14 protein-coding genes are annotated in these 17,293 nt (G+C 45.1%); 1 reads left to right on the top strand and 13 read right to left on the bottom strand.

Annotated features, from left to right (window positions below):
• Positions 1 to 35 precede the first annotated feature (35 nt).
• From NSQ99_RS01400 to NSQ99_RS01450, 11 genes are all read right to left on the bottom strand, one after another.
• Positions 36 to 1,268 carry an argininosuccinate synthase gene (locus tag NSQ99_RS01400; protein WP_251671375.1) on the bottom strand — a complete coding sequence of 411 codons (1,233 nt, stop codon included), beginning with the start codon at positions 1,266 to 1,268 and terminating at the stop codon, positions 36 to 38.
• A 20-nt stretch (positions 1,269 to 1,288) separates the two neighbouring features.
• A complete protein-coding gene (gene argF, locus NSQ99_RS01405) occupies positions 1,289 to 2,245 on the bottom strand; it encodes an ornithine carbamoyltransferase (protein WP_340834528.1) in 957 nt (318 codons plus the stop codon).
• Between the two features lie 81 nt (positions 2,246 to 2,326).
• Complete coding sequence (locus tag NSQ99_RS01410) at positions 2,327 to 3,514, bottom strand: acetylornithine transaminase (protein ID WP_251671379.1); 1,188 nt, start codon at positions 3,512 to 3,514, stop codon at positions 2,327 to 2,329.
• Between the two features lie 13 nt (positions 3,515 to 3,527).
• Positions 3,528 to 4,316, bottom strand: a complete 789-nt coding sequence (gene argB, locus NSQ99_RS01415; protein WP_251671382.1) for an acetylglutamate kinase — start codon at positions 4,314 to 4,316, stop codon at positions 3,528 to 3,530.
• A 15-nt stretch (positions 4,317 to 4,331) separates the two neighbouring features.
• Positions 4,332 to 5,561 carry a bifunctional ornithine acetyltransferase/N-acetylglutamate synthase gene (argJ, locus tag NSQ99_RS01420; RefSeq protein WP_251671384.1) on the bottom strand — a complete coding sequence of 410 codons (1,230 nt, stop codon included), beginning with the start codon at positions 5,559 to 5,561 and terminating at the stop codon, positions 4,332 to 4,334.
• Positions 5,562 to 5,582: 21 nt separating this feature from the next.
• Positions 5,583 to 6,632, bottom strand: a complete 1,050-nt coding sequence (gene argC / locus NSQ99_RS01425) for an N-acetyl-gamma-glutamyl-phosphate reductase (protein WP_340834534.1) — start codon at positions 6,630 to 6,632, stop codon at positions 5,583 to 5,585.
• 242 nt (positions 6,633 to 6,874) lie between these two features.
• The gene (locus tag NSQ99_RS01430) at positions 6,875 to 7,738 is read right to left on the bottom strand and encodes a YitT family protein (RefSeq protein WP_340834536.1); all 864 of its coding nucleotides are present in this window, start codon (positions 7,736 to 7,738) and stop codon (positions 6,875 to 6,877) included.
• A gap of 587 nt (positions 7,739 to 8,325) precedes the next feature.
• Positions 8,326 to 9,436 (bottom strand): peptide chain release factor 2 gene (prfB, locus tag NSQ99_RS01435; RefSeq protein ID WP_340838711.1). Its coding sequence is split into 2 segments (ribosomal slippage): positions 8,326 to 9,363 and positions 9,365 to 9,436, totalling 1,110 coding nucleotides; the frame shifts between segments, so codons are not numbered across the junction.
• Between the two features lie 572 nt (positions 9,437 to 10,008).
• Positions 10,009 to 12,516, bottom strand: coding sequence for a preprotein translocase subunit SecA (secA, locus tag NSQ99_RS01440; protein WP_340834538.1), 2,508 nt, complete (start codon positions 12,514 to 12,516; stop codon positions 10,009 to 10,011).
• Positions 12,517 to 12,803: 287 nt separating this feature from the next.
• Entirely contained in the window at positions 12,804 to 13,349 is a 546-nt protein-coding gene (hpf, locus tag NSQ99_RS01445; protein WP_251671398.1) for a ribosome hibernation-promoting factor, HPF/YfiA family, read from the bottom strand.
• Between the two features lie 224 nt (positions 13,350 to 13,573).
• A complete protein-coding gene (locus tag NSQ99_RS01450) occupies positions 13,574 to 13,771 on the bottom strand; it encodes a cold shock domain-containing protein (RefSeq protein WP_251671400.1) in 198 nt (65 codons plus the stop codon).
• 266 nt (positions 13,772 to 14,037) lie between these two features.
• Here NSQ99_RS01450 and NSQ99_RS01455 point away from each other — a divergent pair, with 266 nt between their 5' ends.
• Positions 14,038 to 15,429, top strand: a complete 1,392-nt coding sequence (locus tag NSQ99_RS01455; RefSeq protein WP_340834542.1) for a glycosyltransferase — start codon at positions 14,038 to 14,040, stop codon at positions 15,427 to 15,429.
• Between the two features lie 133 nt (positions 15,430 to 15,562).
• Here the strand turns inward: NSQ99_RS01455 and NSQ99_RS01460 are convergent, their stop codons facing one another.
• Positions 15,563 to 16,246 (bottom strand): acylneuraminate cytidylyltransferase family protein, encoded by a 684-nt coding sequence (locus tag NSQ99_RS01460; protein WP_340834544.1) that lies wholly within the window; start codon positions 16,244 to 16,246, stop codon positions 15,563 to 15,565.
• The gene (locus tag NSQ99_RS01465) at positions 16,243 to 17,289 is read right to left on the bottom strand and encodes a nucleotidyltransferase family protein (RefSeq protein WP_340834546.1); all 1,047 of its coding nucleotides are present in this window, start codon (positions 17,287 to 17,289) and stop codon (positions 16,243 to 16,245) included. Before NSQ99_RS01465 ends, NSQ99_RS01460 begins: the two co-directional genes overlap by 4 nt.
• Positions 17,290 to 17,293 lie beyond the last annotated feature (4 nt).

The raw sequence follows: 17,293 nt of genomic DNA on the forward strand, positions 1-17,293 counted from the left end.
CAATTACCAGTTCAGCTTATATCGCGTCGTTTAATTTATTTATTCTGATTCACACCTGCAGAAACCTTCAAGCGAAGTGCATTTAGGCGAATAAAGCCTGTTGCATCGCCTTGATCGTAGGCTTGAGAAGGATCTGCTTCCATCGTTGCAATATCAGGATTGTATAGACTGACTGGACTCTTCACCCCAGCACCGATAACATTGCCTTTATATAGCTTCAGGCGAACAACACCTGATACGTTTTTCTGAGACTCTGTAACAAGAGCTTGAAGCGCCAAGCGTTCAGGCGCAAACCAGAAGCCGTTATATACAAGCTCACTGTATTTAGAGATTAAGGAATCACGCAAGTGCATCACTTCGCGATCCATCGTTAATGATTCCATCTTGCGATGAGCAGTAAATAGAATCGTCCCACCTGGTGTTTCATATACACCGCGGCTCTTCATACCAACGAAACGGTTCTCAACCATATCTACACGGCCGATACCATGCTTGCCGCCAAGCTCATTTAGCTTATCCATCACTTGCAGCGGAGTCATTGCCTCGCCGTTAATCGCTACGCAGTTACCTTGCTCAAACTCAAGCTCAACGTATTCTGCTTCATCAGGAGCACGCTCAGGTGATACGCTCAGCACGTACATCTCTTCGTTCTCCTCAGCACTTGGATCAAACCAAGGATCCTCTAGCATACCGCTCTCAAAGCTGATGTGTAGAAGGTTACGGTCTGTAGAATATGGCTTCGCAGCGGATGCCGTTACAGGAATACCATGCTTTTCTGCAAATGCGATCATCTCTGCGCGACCTGGGAAGTCGTTACGGAATTGCTCAGAGCGCCATGGGGCAATGATTTCAATCTCTGGAGCAAGTGCAGCTACGCCAAGCTCAAAGCGAACCTGGTCATTTCCTTTACCTGTTGCGCCGTGAGCGATGTACTTCGCACCTTCTGCGCGAGCAATCTCTACCATGCGCTTCGCAATAAGTGGACGTGCAATGGACGTACCAAGAAGGTATTGACCTTCATACATCGTACCCGCTTGGAACATTGGGAAGATAAAGTCCTTAGCGAACTCTTCCTGCAAATCATCGATGTAGACTTTAGAAGCACCTGTCTGTATTGCTTTTTCCTCAAGTCCGTCTAGCTCTTCCTTTTGACCGATGTCTGCTGTGAAAGCAATAATTTCTGCGTCGTACGTTTCCTTTAACCATTTCAAAATAATAGACGTATCCAAACCACCTGAATAGGCTAATACAATTTTATCCTTTGCCATGTTGAACCACTCCTCCTATATTAAGACATAATCGCAGCCATAATCGCTTTTTGCGCATGGAGACGATTTTCTGCCTGATCAAAAATAATAGAATGCTCACCGTCAATTACACTTTCCGTTACCTCTTCGCCGCGGTGTGCAGGTAAGCAATGCATAAACATAAAGTCTGGGCTTGCGAGCTTTACTAGCTCATCATCGATTTGATAGTTAGCAAAGGCGATTTCGCGCTCTTTCTGCTCTGCTTCTTGACCCATGCTTGCCCATACGTCGGTATAGATGAAGTTCGCGCCTTCAATCGCTTCCTTCGGATCACGGCACACAACGATTTTCGCACCTGTTTCCTCAGCGACTGCAAGCGTCTGAGCAATAATGTCCTCATCTGGCTCATAGCCTTCAGGTGTAGCAATCGACATGTCAACGCCAAGCTTAGCCGCACCCATCATCAACGAGTGTACCATATTGTTACCATCGCCAATGTACGCAAGCTTCACGCCGTCAAAGGAGCCGTGCTTCTCATAAATCGTCTGAAAATCAGCCAACGCTTGGCATGGGTGAGATAGATCTGTTAAGCCGTTAATAACAGGAATCGTAGCTCCACGAGCAAGCTCAACCACATTACGATGCTCGAACGTACGGATCATTATGCCATCCAGGTAGCGAGAAAGCACTTGTGCGGTATCTAGAATCGTTTCACCGCGACCAAGCTGTAGATCATTGCCGCTTAGGAATAAGCCCTGCCCGCCAAGCTGATAGATCCCAACCTCGAAAGATACGCGAGTACGAGTGGATGATTTCTCGAAAATAAGACCAACCGTTTTTCCTTTAAGCGGTTGATGAGGTTGACCTGCCTTCTGCTTTTCCTTCAGCTCAATGGCTAGCTCGATCAGGTACTGAATCTCATCTGGTGTATAATCAACAAGCATCAAGAAGTCTCTGCCCTTCATGCTTTGTGCAATTTCCTCTTTGCTTCTTACCATATGTAAACCCTCCATTTACTAAACAAGACTAAAGCTGATGCGCATCGCACGCATCAGCGTATAACGAGCAATCTATATCTTTTAGCGCTTTGATAAAATCGCTGATAGTATCGAAACCGCTTGATCAATCTCTTCATTCGTTACGAGCAGGTTCGGCAGCAAGCGGATTACGTTCGGGCCAGCTGTAATGACAAGCAGTCCTTGCTGCTGGGCCTCAACGATAAGATCAGCAACCGGTTCTTTGCATTCAATACCAACAATAAGTCCTAAGCCGCGGATGTCTGTTACAAACGAATTTCCTTGCAGCTTCGCGCGCAGCTGCTCTGTCAAATATGCGCCTTGCTTCGCAGCATGCTGAGGAACGTTGTCTCCAACGATCGTCTCTAGCGTTGCCTTAACAGCTGCAGTTGCAATTGGCGTTCCTCCGAAGGTGGAGCCATGGCTGCCTGCCGTGAATGCGTCACGAAGTTCTTCCTTCGCTGCCATCGCACCAACTGGAAAGCCACTTCCAAGACCTTTAGCCATTGTGAAAATATCCGGCTCAATACCGAAATGCTCATAGGCAAACAGCTTACCCGTTCTTCCGATACCTGTCTGAATCTCATCCACAATAAGCAGAATTCCTTCAGCCTTGCATAGCTGAGCAACCGCTTGAATATAGTCACGATCTACAGGATGAATCCCACCCTCAGCCTGCACCATCTCGAGCATAATCGCCGCTGTCTCAGATGTAATGGCCGCCTTCAATGCAGCAAGATCATTGAGCTGAATATGCTTGAAGCCAACAGGCAGCGGCCCGAAGCCTTCCTTCACCTTATCCTGTCCGGTCGCAGTTAACGTTGCTAATGTGCGTCCGTGGAAGGACTGATGGAATGTAATAATCTCATAGCGTCCGCTGCCTTTAACCTTCTGCTGATAGCGGCGTGCCAGCTTAATCGCTGCCTCATTCGCTTCCGCTCCCGAATTACAGAAAAACACAGCATCTGCACAGCTATTGTCTGTAATTAGCTTTGCTGCTTCCGCTTGATTAGGGATTTGGAATAGATTAGAGATATGCCATAGCTGATCCAGCTGAGCAACCAGCGCTTCCTTTACAGCCTTAGGTGCATGACCTAAGTTCGTTACCGCAATCCCGCTCATGAAATCCAAATATTTGTTGCCTTCACTGTCCCATAGCCAGCTGCCTTCACCCTTAACAATAGCCTGCGGGTATCTAGCATAGGTTGGAAACAACGACTGACCTGTCGCTTCAATTGTCTCCTGACTCATAACGAACACCTCTCTATTGCTTAATGATCGTACCAACTCCGCCTGCCTTAACAGCCTGCGTCAGCACACCTTCCTGTGCACCACTAACGATAACAACCTCTTGCACATCGCCTTGAAGGCATTGAATCGCTGCACGTACCTTTGGAATCATGCCACCGTAGATTTCACCACTAGCAATCATCGCCTCAACGTCTGCAACTGTGACACTTGGAAGTGTAACCTTTTCACCATCTATTGTTTTCATTATGCCCGGGACGTCCGTTACAACGATCATACGCGATACACCTAGCTCTGATGCAACCGCACCCGCAGCCGTATCCGCATTAATGTTGTAGCGCTGTCCGTTCTCATCGATGCCAATTGGAGCAATGACTGGGATATAGCCCATGCTCATAATTCCTTCTACAATTGTAGCATTAACATGCGTCACATCTCCAACGAAGCCGATCTCCGCACTATTGGCAACAGGCTGCGCTTGAATGAGCATTCCGTCTACGCCAGATAGGCCAATCGCCTGTGCCCCGCTTGATTGCATCTTGCGTACGATTTCCTTGTTGATTCGGCCAGCTAGCACCATCTCAACAACATCGAGCACCTCATCGTTCGTTTTACGCAAGCCTTGAACAAATTCCGTCTCGATCCCGAGCTTATCCAGCGTTTCCGAGATCGCTGGTCCACCGCCGTGCACGATAACAGGGGCTACCCCATCCTGCTGCAGCTGTCGCAGCTCTGCAAAAAAGCTGCTAGGCAAAGCCGCCAGCGTACTGCCGCCGCATTTCATAACAAAGCGCTGTTTAGACATGTTTCTTCCTCCTAACTACGTGCGATATGCTGCATTAATTCGAACGTAGTCGTACGTCAAATCACAGCCCCACGCCTTTGCTTTTCCGTTATCCATATTAAGCTGAACAGAGATCACTACTGTATCTCCTTGTAAGTATTCCAAAGCCGCTTCCTCATCAAAGGCCACCGGAGAAGATTGACGCAGTGTAACGATATCACCTAGTGCAATATCGACCGTATCAGGATTAACTGGCTGACCAGCGCGTCCTACTGCTGCAATAATCCGACCCCAGTTCGCATCTGCGCCAAATACCGCTGATTTCACAAGTGATGAGCCTATAATCGTTTTAGCGATTGCTTGCGCCGCTTCATCGCTTGTTGCACCTTCAACGCGAACCTCTACGAGCTTCGTAGCCCCTTCACCATCACGTGCAATCGCTTTTGCCAAGTGTACACAAACATGCGTCATCGCCACGCGGAATGCTTCCCAATCAGGATGGGCTTCATTCAGCGTATTATTGCCCGCTAAACCGCTCGCCATCGCCACGAGCATATCGTTCGTGCTCGTATCGCCATCCACCGTAATCATATTAAAGCTGAGATCGGTTACTTGACGAAGCAGCAGCTGTAGCGCTTCTGGCTCGATGCTCGCATCGGTCGTTACAAAACCAAGCATCGTTGCCATGTTCGGATGGATCATACCAGAGCCCTTTGCAGCTCCACCAATGCGTACCGTTTTGCCGTCAATAACGAGCTCTACTGCAATGGTTTTCTTCACGAGATCTGTTGTCAGAATCGCTTGGCTAAAATCCTCCGCCCCTTGCTCACTCGCTTCAAGCTTCGCAGGCAGCTGAGAGATCCCTGAGCGCACGCGGTCCATTTTAAGCAGCTCGCCGATAACCCCAGTAGAAGCAACCGCTACATCCTCATGTGCAACACCAATGATATCTGCAAATACGTTTCGCATTTCATAAGCGTCTGCTTCACCTTGCTTACCTGTGCATGCATTCGCATTACCGCTATTAACGATGACTGCACGGAGCATGCCGCTGCTGTTGATGCTCTCGCGTGTTACTTTGATTGGCGCTGCTTGAAATACATTTGTCGTATAGACCGCTGCTGCCGCTGCTGGCACTTCACAGACAATGGCTCCAAGATCGTGGCGATCTGTTTTTTTCAATCCGCAATGCAAGCCGCCTGCTGAAAATCCTGACGGGAAGGTTACAGAGCCTTCCTCTACAATCGTAAACTGCCCTTCTGCCATATACACTCGATCTCCTTATCGTTAAGGGTATACAGGAACAAATTGCAAGCCTAGCGTTTCGTCCCAACCCATCATTAGATTCATATTTTGAATGGCCTGACCTGCTGCACCCTTCACCAAATTATCGATGACAGAAATAATGGTCACGCGATTCGTGCGCTTGTCGACAGAAAAACCAATATCGCAATAATTCGAGCCCCACACCTCTTTCGTCGCAGGCCATTGACCTTCAGGACGAATTCGAACAAATGGACGACCTTCGTAATATTGCTCATAGTGCTTAATAAGGTCTGACTCGGTTACGTTTTGGTTAAGCTTGGCATAGATCGTCGCCATAATTCCGCGCGTCATTGGGACAAGATGTGTTGTAAAGCTTACTGTTACCTGCTCATCTGCCACCTGCGACAGCACCATCTCGATCTCAGGAATATGCTGATGATGATTAATCTTATATGCTTTAAAATTCTCGTTAAGCTCAGAATAATGTGTACCAAGCGAAGCACCTCGACCCGCTCCAGACACGCCTGACTTCGCATCGATAACTAATGTATTGTGATCAATAAGCCCGCCCTGCAATGCAGGTACGATACCTAGCAGCGTTGCCGTAGGGAAGCAACCAGGATTAGAAATGAACGGCGCATCCACGACCGTATCTCCGTAAACCTCCGCTAGACCAAACACCGCTTGATCCAAATGCGCTTGCTCTGCTGCAGGCTTTTTATACCACTGTTCATAAACGTCACGATCCTTAATACGGAAATCTCCAGATAGATCAATCACCTTTAAGCCTGCTGCAATATATTGCGGTGCAAGCTTTGAAGCTACACCTGCTGGTGTCGCTAGAAATACAAGATCAGCCTTCTGCTTAATTAGCTCAGGATCCACATCGTCAAGCACTTCCTCACGAATCCCCTGCAAATGAGGATAGCCCTCCGTAATAAGCGAGCCTGCGCTCGAGGATGAAATGACCGAAGTGATCTCTGCATTCGGATGAGACTGCAGCAGTCTCATTAACTCCACACCGCCATATCCAGTAGAACCAACAATTGCAATTCTCAGCTTGTTAACCATGTCTTTACCGCTCCCCTTCAGCACCCATTATGAGGTTGTTCAAAAAGCCGGGCAAGCTTTTTGAACATAAACTTTATTATATTAAAGCTATCACTAGCTCTTTTAGAACATTTATAGATTGATAGTATCACTACACTATTTTACAATAGTTGGCCATGAAAATGAATATGCATAACATTGTATTATTATACATTGCGACTTATAAAAATACAACGCGCATTTTCATCCATTTTTCAAGCCTCTTATTGATATGTTTTGAAGCCTTTGCCGAACACTTCAGCCGTATTGCTGATAATAATAAATGCATTAGGATCATGTCTCGCCACTGTTTTCTTAAGTCTAACAACCTCATGCTGCGATACAACCACCATCATGACATTGCGATCCTGCCCCGTATAGCCGCCTTCGCCCTTAAGATTGGTTAAGCCGCGATCTAGATCGTTCAAGATAAGCGGCTGCAGCTCCGCCGTTCGATCACTAATAATAAATGCGACTTTAGAGAGCTGAAGACCATTTTGCGCGAAATCAATCGTCTTGCTTGTAACAAATAAAGAAATTAATGCGTAAAGCGCAACCTCTGGCGATATAATAATCGCCGTACCGATAATGACTGCACCATCAAAGCATATAACCGCCAAATGATATGGAATGCCTGTAAGCTTATGCAGCATTTGAGCAGCAAGATCTAAGCCCCCTGTTGAGCCCCCGCCTCGAAACACTATCGCAAGACCAAGACCAACTCCAATCCCGCCGTAGATCGCAGCGAGTAAAGGATTGTGAGTCGGTGCAGGAATATAAGAGGTGAGCAATACGAAAAGTGGGAATACAACCGAGCCGAGGATCGACTTCGCGCCAAACTTTTTACCTAGCACAACAATTGCCGCAAGGAAAAGTGGAATATTAAGCACCCACTGCGTCACAGCAGGCTGCACTCCCGCGACACGCTCGACTAGCACAGATATACCCGCTACTCCGCCAGATGCAATGCCGTTCGGCAGCAGGAACAGGTTAAAGCTAGTTGCGAGTATGAATGATCCAAGCATCACCTGTGCAATATTCAATATGATGTGCATGGTGGGTGACAATGTCTTTCGATTACGTTTCATATGTATTTCCTTCCTTCCAGCTTTGATCACGATGTAATGCGATGTAGCGGACTCGACTTCGAATATTGAACTCAGCTAGTCCTTCCGGTGCTCACGTACCAATTACCGTACGCTGCGCTCCTCGATCTCTAGCTTTATCCAATCTTCTTGGTGCTGAAAGCTGGAACCTGCTTTGTTCACGATGTGGTACTGGGAGATTATTCGACGTCGAATATTGAACTCTACGCTTCCGACGTATGTTTTCTCCGAAAACATTGTAGGTGCTCACGTACCAACAACAAGCGAATGCTTCCGAAGTCATTTTCTGAGAAAATGTGTAGCTGCGCTCCTCAGTTCCTAGCTTTATCCAATCTTCTTGGTGCTGAAAGCTGGGAACCTGCTTTGTTCACGATGTATTACTGAACGTCTAATCGGCATCGAGTATTGAACTCAGCCGAGATCTCCGGTGCTCACGTACCAACTACGTACGCTGCGCTCCTCAGTTCCTAGCTTCATCCAATCTTCTTGGTGCTGAAAGCTGGAACCTGCTTTGTTCACGAACTAAAAAGGGAGAGCTGCACATTAATGTGAAACTCTCCCCATAACGATTAGCTTTGCTGTTTAATTTGACTGCGAAGATACCCATCGATAAATGGATCCAAGTCTCCATCCATCACTGCTCCAATATTTCCTGTCTCTACAGAGGTACGATGATCCTTAACCATGCTGTACGGATGGAACACGTAGGACCGAATCTGACTTCCCCAAGCAATCTCGGATTGCTCACCGCGAATTTCTGCAAGATGTTTCATTTGTTCTTCAATCTTACGTTCATAAAGCTTGGAGCGAAGCATTTTCATCGCTCGATCGCGGTTGGCAATCTGAGAGCGCTCTTGCTGGCAAGCAACAATGATCCCGGATGGAATATGCGTAATACGTACAGCAGACTCTGTCTTGTTGACGTGCTGCCCGCCGGCGCCGCTTGCACGGTACGTATCTACCTTCAAGTCCTCTGTACGAATCTCAATCTCGATCGTATCATCAATTTCTGGAACGACATCACAGGATACGAAGGACGTATGACGACGACCAGCCGAGTCGAATGGAGAGATGCGCACTAAACGGTGTACACCTTTCTCCGCTTTTAGATAGCCATAAGCATTGTAGCCTTTGATCAGTATGCTGACGCTTTTAATACCAGCTTCATCACCAGGCAAGTAATCGAGCAGCTCTACCTTGAAGCCACGATGCTCAGCCCAGCGCGTATACATGCGGTACAGCATCATCCCCCAATCCTGAGATTCCGTACCACCAGCGCCTGGATGAAGCTCCAGAATTGCATTTAACTTGTCGTAAGGCTGATTCAGCAGCAGCTGCAGTTCAAAATCTGAAAGCTTACTTGATAAAGCAGCTACACCTTCCGTAAGCTCACCAGCCATCTCCTCATCCTGCTCTTCCTCGACCAGTTCAAGCATCATTTCTAGATCCTGCTGCTCATTTTGCAGCTTCGTGTATTCCTCAACAACTGATTTCACGGCATTAAGCTCTGATATGATCGACTGTGCACGATCATTGTCATCCCAGAAATCAGGCATCGACATTTTCTCTTCGAAGTTAGCAATCATCTCTTGCTTAAGCTCTAAGTCAAAGAGACCCCCTAAGTGTCTCTAGTCTTGTAACCATCTCGCGAAGCTCTTGCTTTACTGTTACATCTATCATCATATATCGAACTCCTATAATTTTTCAGCGCTGCGCTTAAACCCTCCATCGCTCGAACCTTCCTTCGTCAGGAGGTCGCTTATGGAGGGTTTAAGCTTCGCTGTAGCAATTGTTTTTTGAATGTCCACTTCAATAAAGGTACAATGCTCGGTATACTTCCCTGAAGGCGCATCGTCAGTCGTGATTTTTGAACTACCGCTTCCAATATAAGCTCAAATATTCGGCTTTCAGGACCAAAAAGATGGGACGATACTAGAAACAGAAGAGCACATCGTACGTTTTTGGTACGTGAGCAACGGAGCTTTCGGTTGAACCCCATCTTCGAAGTCGAGCATGCTTCCCTGAAGGCGCATCGCCATCAAAGTCGGATATTTGAGCTACCTCTTCCAATAAAGGTTCAAAAACTCGGCTTTCAGGACCAAGAAGCTTGGACGCTAGTAGAAAACGAGGAGCGCAACGTACGTTTTTGGTACGTGAGCACCGAAGTTTTCGCTAGCGTTCAAGATTCGACGTCGATTATGCTACTGCGCACATATCACCGTCATCAAAGTCGTGCTTTTTGAACTACCCCTCTATTTGCCGTGACACTGTTTGTATTTCTTGCCGCTCCCACACGGACACATGTCATTGCGTCCTACGCGCTCTTCGCGACGAACTGGACGCTTCGCGCCGTCTTCACCGCCACCGCTTGTAGAAGAGGTTTGACCCTTCACAACCTCTTGACGCTCAAGGTTGCTTTCTACTCTAGCCTTCATAATGTACTTGGCTACTTCTTCCTGAATCGATTCAGTCATCACCTGGAACATTTCGAAGCCTTCAAACTGATATTCGCGAAGCGGATCTGTACCGCCATATGCACGAAGGTGGATACCTTGACGCAAATGATCCATAGCATCGATATGATCCATCCACTTAGAGTCTACCGCGCGTAGTACCACGACCTTCTCAAACTCACGCATCGTTGTTTCGCCTAGCTGTTCCTCGCGCTGATCGTATATGTTAACAACTAGATCATAGATGACGTCGATCATTTCTTCTTTTTCTTTGCCCCACAGCTGCTCACGAGTCAAGCTGCCTTCATCAAGCAAATTAGCATGTACATAATCAATAATAGCCTGTAGATCCCACTCTTCCGGAATGTCACCCACACAATGCGCTTCTACTGTACGTTCAATGACTGGCTTGATCATATTCATAACTTCATCACGAATATTATCTGACTCTAGTATGTCACGGCGCTGTTTATATATAACCTCGCGCTGTTGATTCATAACATCGTCATATTGAAGTACGACTTTACGTGTATCAAAGTTGTTACCCTCTACACGTTTTTGTGCAGATTCTACAGCTCTTGTGATCATACGACTTTCAATCGGTTGGTCCTCATCAAGACCAAGACGATCCATCATCGACATAATGTTTTCTGCTCCGAAACGGCGCATCAGCTCATCTTCTAGTGACAAATAGAATTGAGATGAACCCGGGTCACCTTGACGACCCGCACGACCACGAAGCTGGTTATCGATACGACGGCTCTCATGGCGCTCTGTACCAATAATATGCAGACCACCAATATCCGCGACACCTTCACCAAGGATAATATCTGTACCACGACCGGCCATATTCGTAGCAATCGTAACAGAACCAGGCTCGCCCGCACGAGAGATAATCTCCGCTTCCTCGGCATGGAATTTCGCATTAAGCACCTTGTGCTTCACACCGCGACGCTTCAGCATCTCAGAGAGCACTTCAGAGTTCTCAATGGAAATCGTACCTACAAGAACTGGTTGATTGTTTTTATGACGCTCCACGATCTGCTCAACAACCGCTTTGAATTTACCTGCGACCGTTTTATATACGACATCCGCCATATCCTGACGAATATTCGGACGATTAGTTGGAATTTGAATAACATCAAGTCCGTAGATTTTACGGAACTCCTCTTCCTCTGTTTTCGCAGTACCGGTCATACCAGCTAATTTGCGATACATACGGAAGTAGTTCTGGAACGTAATCGTTGCCAGAGTCATACTTTCATTCTGAACCTTAAGCTCTTCCTTTGCCTCAATCGCCTGATGAAGACCATCACTGTAGCGACGACCAGCCATTAGACGACCTGTAAATTCATCAACGATGACAACTTCTTCATTCTCCACGACATAATCAACGTCGCGCTTCATAATATAGTTAGCTTTTAACGCTTGCTGAATGTGATGGTTGATCGTTACATTGGCATGATCAAATAGGTTCTCAATACCGAAGGCGCGCTCCGATTTAGAAACCCCTTCTTCTGTCAGCATCACATTTTTCAGCTTCACATCAATTGTAAAGTCTACTTCTTCCTTCATACGCGATACAAGACGCTGCGCAGCATGATACAGCTCTGTAGACTTAGCAGCTTGTCCAGAGATAATAAGCGGTGTTCTCGCTTCATCGATTAGAATGGAGTCGACCTCGTCAATAATCGCGAAAGAAAGTGGACGCTGAACCATTTGCTCTTTGTACAGCACCATATTGTCACGCAAGTAATCGAAGCCAAATTCATTGTTCGTACCGTACGTAATATCGCAAGCATAGGCCTCTTGCTTCTGCTCATGTGTCAGACCATGCAGGTTACAGCCAACCGTTAGACCTAAAAATTCATACAGCTGACCCATCAATTGACTATCACGCTCAGCCAGGTAGCCGTTGACGGTAATCACGTGTACCCCTTTACCTGCAAGTGCGTTCAAGTATACAGGAAGTGTAGCAACAAGTGTTTTACCTTCACCTGTTTTCATCTCTGCAATTTTTCCGTCATGCAGAACCATACCACCAAGCAGCTGTACATCAAAGTGACGCATGTTCAGTACGCGCTTAGATGCTTCACGTGCCGTTGCAAATGCTTCAGGTAGTATGTCGTCCAATGTTTCTCCCTTAGCAAGTCTTGCTTTAAATTCATCCGTTTTCGCACGCAGCTGCTCATCCGACAGTGCTTGATATTGCGGCTCAATGTTATTTATGTGCTCAACGACTTTGGATAGTCGCTTGATTTCTTTCTCGTTATAGTCACCAAATATCTTCTTTACTAATCCGAGCATGGCTTTCCCCTTCCGATTATACGTCTTATGGTTAAGATTTTAACAGTTTGTTGCAGTAATCGCAATGTATTGCACTGTGGTAATACCAGCTGAACCAAGTATTGGCAGGGTTTTATATCCATTCGATATATATAAGGATAACTTTCATTGCTGTTGTTTTCAAAATGTCGGGGCACGAATATATATAAATATGTAGTGATTTATAAGAAAAACTAACCCTTTAAACTACAAATGAGCAAGAATCGGGCTTGCTGCACCCGACCTTGCTCATGATCATATTATGTTTATTATTGTTGTTCAATTAATCCGTATTTGCCGTCGCTACGTTTATAAACAACGTTGACGGATTTGGAATCTGCGTTAGAGAATACGAAGAAGGAATGGCCTAGCATATTCATTTGCAGGATCGCTTCCTCAACATCCATAGGCTTAAACGTAAAGCGCTTTGTACGAACAAGCTCGAACTCCTCCTCTTCGTCTAACACCGATACGGCGGAAGACTGAGGCTGAAGAATTTCTTTACTGCCACCAGATTGACGGATTTTACGGTTTAGTTTGGTTTTATGCTTACGAATTTGACGCTCTAGCTTATCGACAACTAAGTCGATAGAAGCGTACATATCGGCGCTTCTCTCTTCGGCACGTAAAAACATGCCAGAAATCGGAATAGTAACCTCAACGATATGTTGTCCTTTAGTAACTGAGAGAGTTGCATTAACCTCGGAGGTGATCGATGGATCGAAGTATTTCTCCAATCTGCTGAGCTTCTTCTCAGCGTAGTCCTTAAGTGCGGCTGTAACTTCAACATGTTGACCTCGGATATTATAGATCATGTGGCACTCCTCCTTTACATATTCTTATTATAGCATATGCAGGGTGAACATACAAAATAGATTTTAGTTTATTTAGAATTTTCTGATAATTTAAGAGAAGAAAATCACAGTAGGTGAAATAACGGATAAACAACAGAAAAAGGACTACACGATTGGTAGAAACCAACCATATAGTCCTATAAGTTCTTGTATCACTATAATAAGAGGCTAGATTAGCCGTATAATTACAGTTTAACTACGTTTGCAGCTTGTGGACCGCGAGCGCCTTCAACGATATCGAACTCAACAGCTTGGCCTTCTTCTAGAGTTTTGAAGCCGTCAGTTTGGATAGCGGAGAAGTGTACGAATACATCGCCACCTTGTTCTGTTTCGATGAAACCGTATCCTTTTTCTGCATTAAACCATTTTACTTTTCCTTGCATGTGCAAACATTCCCTTCGTCATATAAATGCTGTGTGGCTGTCAATATGTGGCCCACAACTTGACTATACAATGGTTGGTTCAAATTGTCAACGATTTATTGTAAGCGAATACAAAAGTGCGGATTTATTGAGTTTTTGTCACATAATGCGCTTTTAAATTCATATATTTCATTGTAGGAGAATGCTCGAAAACACCCCTTTTGATCACGTAGTTGAAGTGTGTTTTTTCGACATTCTTCTTGATTATTAATGAAGGAGAAGCATTTATGATTATTGATATTGTACTTTATCAAATTTACGGACGAGGTGGTCTCGAGACGGTGCTGCTACATGTTAGTCGGGGCTTAAAAGCAAGAGGACATCGCGTTCGATTTATGTTCCATGATCCACCAATTATTGAGTCGTGGATGGACCAGCTCGATGAGGTGCATATCTGTTCCTCATACAATGGAGATAGAAAAGAGAATGATCACCGTGATGTGTTCGCCATCCGTTATCGGAACGCTATTGAGCAGCTAGGCTATCCTGACATTATACTGAGTACGTTCCGGCCTATCTTCAGCTACATCGTTCGTTCGGCATTTATCGACATGCCAAAGGAAGCTCATCCACCGATTATTTCTTGGATCCATGGCCCACCTGAAGCGTATCAAGCTCCCGCTTCACATTTTGTTGATGCAGATGCTCATTTGGCGATTTCTTATCCAGTTGGACAGAAAATACGCGCAATGAGTGCGTACTCACCGATATTTTTCGTTGGCAACCCAATCATACCTCTTCCAGCGAGCGACGCACAGCTCATTCAACGATCCAAATCACTTAAGATCATCTACGTTGGGCAAATTGATACTGCGGTTAAGAGCATCCCGACACTGCTCGATGCCTGCAAGCAGCTGCAGGGAGATTGGAGTCTAGAGCTGTATGGGGATGGCTACGAGCGTGCATCCTTTACTGCGTGGTGCGTAATGAACGGCATCTCAGATAGAGTTCATTGGAAGGGCTGGCAGGATAACGTCTGGTCACACCTTAAGGAAGCGTCCGTGCTCGTTCTACCATCGAACAGCGAAGGCTTTGGTATGGTGCTGACCGAAGCGCTGCAGCGCGGCATTCCTGTTATCGCTAGCGATACGGATGGGGCGAAGGAAGTTGTTATGTCTGGTATTAACGGCTGGATGTTCGAGCGAGGCAACAGCCAGCAGCTTAGTGAGGTGATGCAAGGAATTATTGACGATAAGCTGGAGCTGCCAAGCCAGGAGCAATGCCATCGCTCCGTGCAGGTCTACGACGTGGATCATGTGCTGGATCATTTCGAGCGTGTGTTTGATGTGATGCTAAAGGCTAAGGGAAAGAGTGGTAGGGGTGCGTCGGGTACGGCTGTGCTGCAAGCTGATGCTGTAGTAGATTCGCAGGATGGCTTGTTGGAAGAGCTTCTGGAGCAGATGAATGATCAGCAGTGGGAAAAGGCTGTAGCTGTTGCCGAGCGGTTGTATGTTGAGCAGCCTCATTCTATTTATTTGGCGTCCGTGCTTGGGGAGCTTCATGCTCGGCTAGGACATGATAATATCGCGCATTTCTATTGGAAGCAGGTTATGATCTCTACGACGGATGCTGTGCTGAGTCAAGTGGCGAGGATGTATGTGGAGCGTGTGCGGGGGTGAAATGTTCTCGTTAATCAAGCCAGAACTGCCATTGATAAGTGGCGGATCTGGCTTGGTTTCTTAATTATCTATTCCAAAGTTATTTAATAAAGCTAGATTATTACTTTCCTAACGGTAACTTCACGTACGTTAATTACTTTCTCGTATTAATAATATACTCACACATAGCAAAGTCCATCTCACTATCTATATCATGAGAATGATCTTCTGGCATAACGTATGCTAATGTCTCCTCGGTCAAAAAACTTTTCGATTGCAATAGCTTATCACATTTAGCCACATAAACAGCTCCATTTAATAAATACACCGGAGGCAATTCTTGTCTTCTGAGTGCGAAATGCTCTTGTTTGATTAATGGTCTTATCTGATTTTTGCCGTTAATATTGTACATCCAATATGGTGATTCTTTTGCTTCTTTTACACTTACACAATAATCAGCTTCATGCTTAAACATATACTCAATACAACCATCTATATCTTTCACGGTACGTAATGGTGAGGTCGGTTGGAGTAATATTACGTAATCATAACCAGGACATTGTATCATCGCATGTATAACAACGTCTATACCTAACGTGTCATCTTGAGCCAATTCTAATGGCCTAATAAAAGGAACCTCACATCCATATTGTTTTGCAACATCAATAATATCTTTATCCTCGGAGGATAAAATTAGTTTTGTAATATACTTAGACTTTTGCGCCTCTTCAATAGTCCATGCAATAAGAGGTTTTCCCCCTAAATTTCGAACATTTTTTCGAGGTACACCTTTAGAGCCACCTCTTGCGGTAATAACAGCTAAAACATTGGAAATCATTTATAACGCTCCTCGTATTCTTCGTTTGCACGTTCAAAATCTTCAATGCGACCAATGTCTAACCAGTATTCTCGTATAGGAAATACTGCTGCATTTTTTTTCCCCTCTATTAATCTCTCAAAAAGATCTGGCATATCAAAGAATTGATTTTCTGGTATAAAATCGAATACTTCAGGGCTCAAGACATATATGCCAGCATTCACAAAATTTTTCTGTATTGGTTTTTCTTTAATCGAAGTAAGCCTAGTATCGTCTGTCTCAATAACACCGTAAGGAATTTGATATTCAAATTCACGTACACACATTGTAGCTAATGCATTTTGTGATAGATGAAACTGCATTAATTGATCATAATTAATTTGTGTAAGTAAATCACCATTCATTACGATCATCGGTTCAGTAGGTACCCTTGGCAGAAGTGACAATGCACCCGCTGTTCCCATACGCTTTGTTTCCTCGATGTAACTAATCGTCACTCCAAAAGCTTCGCCATCTTGAAAATAATCTTGTATAATTTCTTTTTTATAGTTCACAGACAAGATGAAATTTGAATACCCAAATTGCTTAAACCCCTCAATTATCGTTTCCAATAAAGGCTTTCCTCCGACTTGCAGCATAGGTTTAGGTATATCGTTAGTTAAAGGCCTTAGTCTTGTGCCTAAACCACCAACCATCAGTAGTACTGTATTCTCTTTTAAAGACTGTTTATCATCGTCTATTAATACAACATCGATAATCTTGTTGTTTTCACCAATAATTGGTAGTTGCTTCAATTTATTACTTTTTAATATCTTGATATGTTGTCTTTTGGTTTGTGAAACAGTTCCGGTTGTAGGTTTTGGATTCATTACTTCCTTAATATTTACAGTAAGTGACTTACCTTTAAGTAATGCCCTACGGATATCTCCATCTGTTACAGTACCTAGCAACCGATTGTCGGAATCTACAACAATAGCAAACTGTAAAGCAGTTTCATCTATAAGTTTCATTGTTTCTAATAAAGAATGATGCTCTTTAATCAGAGTCTTTTTCCAATTTCTCATGAGA

Source organism: Paenibacillus sp. FSL W7-1287 (assembly GCF_038004245.1).
In the GTDB taxonomy this organism is placed as follows: domain Bacteria; phylum Bacillota; class Bacilli; order Paenibacillales; family Paenibacillaceae; genus Pristimantibacillus; species Pristimantibacillus camelliae.